This window comes from Kitasatospora sp. NPDC002543 (assembly GCF_053594915.1).
Genome location: NZ_JBSFWR010000200.1, coordinates 1 through 4,870, shown reverse-complemented (window position 1 = coordinate 4,870; position 4,870 = coordinate 1). Strand labels below are relative to the sequence as shown.

General features: G+C 72.9%; 5 protein-coding genes. 3 read left to right on the top strand and 2 right to left on the bottom strand.

The window, feature by feature from the left end; genetic code table 11:
• Positions 1 to 195 precede the first annotated feature (195 nt).
• From ACWD4P_RS37850 to ACWD4P_RS37840, 3 genes are all read left to right on the top strand, one after another.
• On the top strand, positions 196 to 837 hold the full coding sequence (locus ACWD4P_RS37850) for an alpha-ketoglutarate-dependent dioxygenase AlkB (protein WP_449782770.1): 642 nt from the start codon (positions 196 to 198) through the stop codon (positions 835 to 837).
• A gap of 230 nt (positions 838 to 1,067) precedes the next feature.
• Positions 1,068 to 1,826: a VOC family protein gene (locus tag ACWD4P_RS37845; RefSeq protein WP_449782769.1), complete on the top strand. Its 759-nt coding sequence runs from the start codon at positions 1,068 to 1,070 to the stop codon at positions 1,824 to 1,826.
• Between the two features lie 196 nt (positions 1,827 to 2,022).
• Entirely contained in the window at positions 2,023 to 2,631 is a 609-nt protein-coding gene (locus ACWD4P_RS37840; protein WP_359831637.1) for a DUF7691 family protein, read from the top strand.
• 74 nt (positions 2,632 to 2,705) lie between these two features.
• On the opposite strand, the gene ACWD4P_RS37835 is transcribed toward ACWD4P_RS37840, so the two are convergent.
• Positions 2,706 to 3,566 carry a carbohydrate ABC transporter permease gene (locus ACWD4P_RS37835; RefSeq protein WP_449782771.1) on the bottom strand — a complete coding sequence of 287 codons (861 nt, stop codon included), beginning with the start codon at positions 3,564 to 3,566 and terminating at the stop codon, positions 2,706 to 2,708.
• A 92-nt stretch (positions 3,567 to 3,658) separates the two neighbouring features.
• Positions 3,659 to 4,636 (bottom strand): carbohydrate ABC transporter permease, encoded by a 978-nt coding sequence (locus tag ACWD4P_RS37830; protein WP_359831641.1) that lies wholly within the window; start codon positions 4,634 to 4,636, stop codon positions 3,659 to 3,661.
• Positions 4,637 to 4,870 lie beyond the last annotated feature (234 nt).

Sequence of the window (4,870 nt, the reverse complement as noted above, 5' to 3'; positions counted from 1 at the left end):
CGTCGGTCGCCAATGGCCCCCAGCCTCCGGCCGGGAGGTGCCCCCACCGCAGTGGCTCCCTCCTCCGCCTTGCGATGCACGCACCCCAACGCCGCCCCGCCCGCCCTTCGGGCGAACGACGGGAGTTTGACGACAGACCCTAGAACCCTCTCCGATCTTCGAGCACATGTTCGAATCAAGGCGTACGCTGGCCTCATGCACGGCACCGTCCACCTCCAGCCCTCGCTGTTCGACGACGCGGACCGCGGCGGCATCGGGCTCGGCCCGCTCGACGGCCTGCGGCGGCAACCGCTCGGCGACGGTGCCTGGCTGGATCTGCTCCCCGGCTGGCTGCACGGGGCGGACGAGCTGTTCGAACAGTTGGCGGCCACCGTGCCCTGGCGCGCCGAACGCCGCGAGATGTACGAGCGGACGGTCGACGTCCCCCGCCTGCTGGCCTCCTACCCGGCGCAGGCCGAGCCGCCGCACCCGGTGCTCGGCCAGGCCCGGGCGGCACTGAGCCGGCACTACGCCCGGGAGCTCGGCGAACCGTTCCGCACCCTCGGGCTCTGCTACTACCGCGACGGCCGGGACAGCGTGGCCTGGCACGGCGACCGGTTCGGGCGCGGCGCCCGCGAGGACACCATGGTAGCGATCCTCTCCGTGGGCGAGCCGCGCATCCTGGCCCTGCGGCCCCGCACCGGCGGCGCGGCGGTCGTCCGCCACCCGCTCGGCCACGGGGACCTGGTGGTGATGGGTGGCTCCTGCCAGCGCACCTGGGAACACGCGATCCCCAAGACCGCCCGCCCGGTGGGCCCGCGGATCAGCGTCCAGTTCCGGCCGTACGGAGTCTCCTGAGGCGCGCCCGCCTGCGCCACGCCCCGCTTGCCGCCCGTCCGCCGGGCGCGGAGGCTGACCAGTGGGGCCGACGGCGCACCGGCCCGGACACCGCGCGCCGTACGACGAGCGCGGCCCGGCCCGAACACGCCCGGCCCGAACACGCCCAGCCCGACACCGCGCACCCTGAAGACCGCAGCCACCAACCCCGCCGGCACCAACCCGAGCGCCGCGCCCGCCAGGAGGGCCGCATGCCGAAACCGGGCAGCCACCGCGCCGGGGTCCCGTGCTGGGTCGTGCTCGGCACCCCGGACCCAGCGCGGGCGCAGGCCTTCTACGGCGCGCTGTTCGACTGGGAGTTCGTTCCGACCGGCCCCGGCGAGGCGGTGGCCACCCGGTACGGCGTCCACGTCGCGGCCGTCGAACGGGCCCGGCCGGCCGACCCGCCCGCCGCCTGGACCACCTTCCTCGCCTGCCCCGACCTCCCGCGCACCGCGGCCGCCGTCCGGGCCGCCGGCGGCCGCCTCGCCCGCGACCCGTACGAGGTGGCCGAGCAGGGCCGTGCCGCGATCGCCGTCGACCCGCTCGGCGTCCGCTTCGGCCTCTGGCGGGCCGGCACCATCGACGGCGCCGGCCTGGTCGACGAACCGGGCGCGTTCGCCTGGAACGAGCACCTCTCCTCCGATCCCGACGCCGCGCGGGTCTTCTACCGCCGGGTCTTCGGCTACGGCTACGACCGGCCGCGGGCGGGCCACACCCTCGCCCGGGTGGCCGGACTGCCGGCCTGCAGCATCGGCCCCGCCGCCCCGGGTGCCGGCGCGCGCTGGCTGACGCACTTCGCGACCGAGTCCGCCGATCGCGCGGTCGACCGGCTGCGCGAGCTCGGCGGCACCGTCGTCGCGGGGCCGGCGCCGGCCCCGTTCGGCCGCACCGCGCTGGTCCGGGACGACGCCGGCGCGGAGTTCGTCCTGGTCGCGGTCCCGGCCCGCGGCTCCACGGCGGCGGCCTGACCCCCTGCTTCGGCGCACCCGACCCGGCGCACCCACGCCGGCGCACCGGTTCGGAGCTCTCGAAAGAAAACCGGAACCGCTGCTTCCGATTCGTCAACTCCACTGTGCCGCAAGACCGTTCAGAACTCGACCCCGGAGCCGTGACGCGACCGGCCCCGCCGACCCGGCCGTCCGTTGCGGCCGCTACCGTGCTCGCATGAGTTCCTTCCTGTGCGCGTACCTGGTCGACCCCGCGGAGCTCCGCGTCCGCGTCTGCAGCGGCGACGACGGGGCGGTCGACGAGGCCCTCGCGTACTTCGGCCCGTCCCTGGACAGGTCCGACGAGCACTTCGCCGACGAGATCGCGCAGGGCGCCCCGACCGCCCTGGAGGCACTGCGCGCCGTGGTGCACGGCGGCCCCTTCTCCGAGGACGAGGACCACTCCTTCCAGTACGGCTACGCGTACCGGCGGCTGTGCTGGCTGGTCGGCCGCCCTCTGGAGGTCGACTCCTTCGGCCCGTTCCGGGGCAACTGGCTGGAGGTGGTCGACGACGGCCTGAAGGCGTACGGAATCACCGCCGTCTCGGTCGCGGACTTCCAGTACGGCGGCCTTCCCGCCGAACTGCCCTCCTGCGACGTGCCGTCCTGCGGCACCTGGTCGGCCGAGGACTGCCGGCGGGCGCTGGAGCAGTTCGCCCGGGCCGAGCGCGAGGGCCGCACTCCCGCGCCGGAGCGCGAGGTGGCCGAGGCCGTCGCGGAGGTCGTCGGCTGGCTCCGGCTCGCGGAGCGGTGGAAGGACGCCGACATCGTCGGCTTCGTCTCCTGAGCGCGTGGTCCCGGAACGGCTGCGGGAGTCCCGCCGTCGGCGGGACTCCCGAGCACGTGACCGGTCGACACGGGTCAGTCCTTCACCGCGCCGGCCAGCCCCGAGACCAGCTTGCGCTGCACCGCGATGAAGAAGATCAGCACCGGCACCGTCATCAGCGTGGACGCCGCCATGATGCCGCCCCAGTCGTTCTCGTCCGGCTTGAAGAAAACCAGCAGCGCCGAGGGCAGCGTCTGGTTCTCGGTGGCGCTGATGATGAAGGTCTTGGCGAAGACGAAGTCGTTCCACGCCGCGATGAAGGAGAACACGCTGGTCGCGGCGAGGCCCGGCGCCACCAGCGGCAGCAGGATCCGCCACAGGATGCGGGTCCGGCTGGCCCCGTCGATCTGCGCCGCCTCCTCGATCGAGACCGGGACGGCCGCGACGAAACCGCGCATCATCCAGATCCCGAACGGCAGCGAGAACGCCAGCTGCACCAGGACCAGCGAGGCCAGGGTGTTCAGCCCAATGCCCGGGGCGAACCGTCCGGCGTCGCGGAACATGAAGAACAGCGGGATGGTCAGCGCCTCGACCGGGATCATCTGGGCGATCAGGAACATCACCATGATGGTGGTGCGGAACTTGAAGCGGAACCTGGTGACGGCCACCGCCGCCAGGAAGACCACGATCGCCGACAGCACCACCACCGACAGCGCGACCACCAGGCTGTTCCCGAAGTAGCGGGCGAAGCCGTCCACGCTGAGCACCTGGCGGAAGCTGTCCAGCGTGGGGCGGGCCGTCCACGGCCGGGGTTCGAGGGACTGGATCTCGCCCTTGGGCTTGAAGGCCGAGAGCACCATCCAGAAGATCGGGAAGGCGGTGACCACGGCCAGCACGATCGCGCCGGTGTTGGCGGCCAGCCGCCACCGGCCGCGGGTGTTCCGCACGGGCCGCACGGGCTTCGCGGGCCGCACCGGCTTCGCGGGCCGTACGGGCTTCTCGGACCGCACGGGCGTCTCCGGCCGCACGGCAGGGGGGTTCGCCGGGCTCACAGTTCGTTCCCCGTCCGTCGCAGCGTGCGGATGTACAGGACCGTGGGGATCACCAGGATCAGCAGCATGATCACGCCGATCGCCGCGCCCAGCCCGTACTGCGAGGAGGCGAACGCCTTCTGGTACGCGTACACGTTGAGCACCAGGTTCTGGCCGGCGATGCCGCCGCCCTCGGTCATCACGTAGATCTGGGTGAAGACCTTGAAGTCCCAGATCACCGACTGGATCACCACGATCGTCAGGATCGGCCGCAGCATCGGCGCGGTGATCCGGCGGAAGGTGGTCCAGGTGTTGGCGCCGTCCAGGGCGGCCGCCTCCATGATCTCCTCCGGGATCGCCCGGATGCCCGCGTAGAGGGTGACCATCACGAACGGGAAGGAGTGCCACACCACCACGGCGCCGACGATCAGGAACGCCGTCCACTTGTCGTAGAACCAGTTGAACTCGTGGAAGCCGGAGAGTCCGAGCCCTTCCAGGGTGTGGTTGACCAGGCCGAGGTTGGTGTCGAACAGGAAGCTCCACACCGTCGATCCGGTCATCGCCGGCGCCGCCCAGGCGGCCATCGCCGCGGTGGTCAGCAGCAGCCGGGGCCACCGGCCGACCTTGGTGAGCAGCACCGCGAGGGTGGCGCCGACGGCCAGGGTGGCGACCACGCAGAACGCGGCGAAGCCGACGGTCTGGAACAGCACCGTCCAGAACTGCTCGTCCTCCAGGATCTTCGTGTAGTTGCCGAAGCCGACGAAGGAGGTCGGGGCGCCGCCGGAGGCCTGCGCCTGCCCGAAGTCCAGGACGGACAGCAGGCCGAGCTGGTAGATCGGGTAGGCGACCAGCGGGATCAGGATGACCGCGGCCGGAAGGAGCAGCAGCAGCGGGGGCCGCCGGCGCCGGCCGCCCGGGGGTGCGGCCGGCGCCCTTCCCCCACGGCGCCTCTGCGGGGAAGGCGGCGCCGGGGCGGTCGAGGTGGATACGGACACGTGCGGGACCTGCTCTCTGAGACGAACCGGGAGGGGGGCCGTCCGTACGCGGCCGGTGGCTCGGGCCCCGGCGGTACGCGGCCGGTGGCTCAGGCCCGGCGGTACTCGGCCGGTGACTCGGGGCCCCGGCGGTACCCGGTGCGGTAGGCGAGGCTCCTCTGACCGAGGGCCTCGACCAGCTGGAGGTCAGGGTGGTCATTGATCACAGACTCGATGGCCTTGGTCAACTCAGGC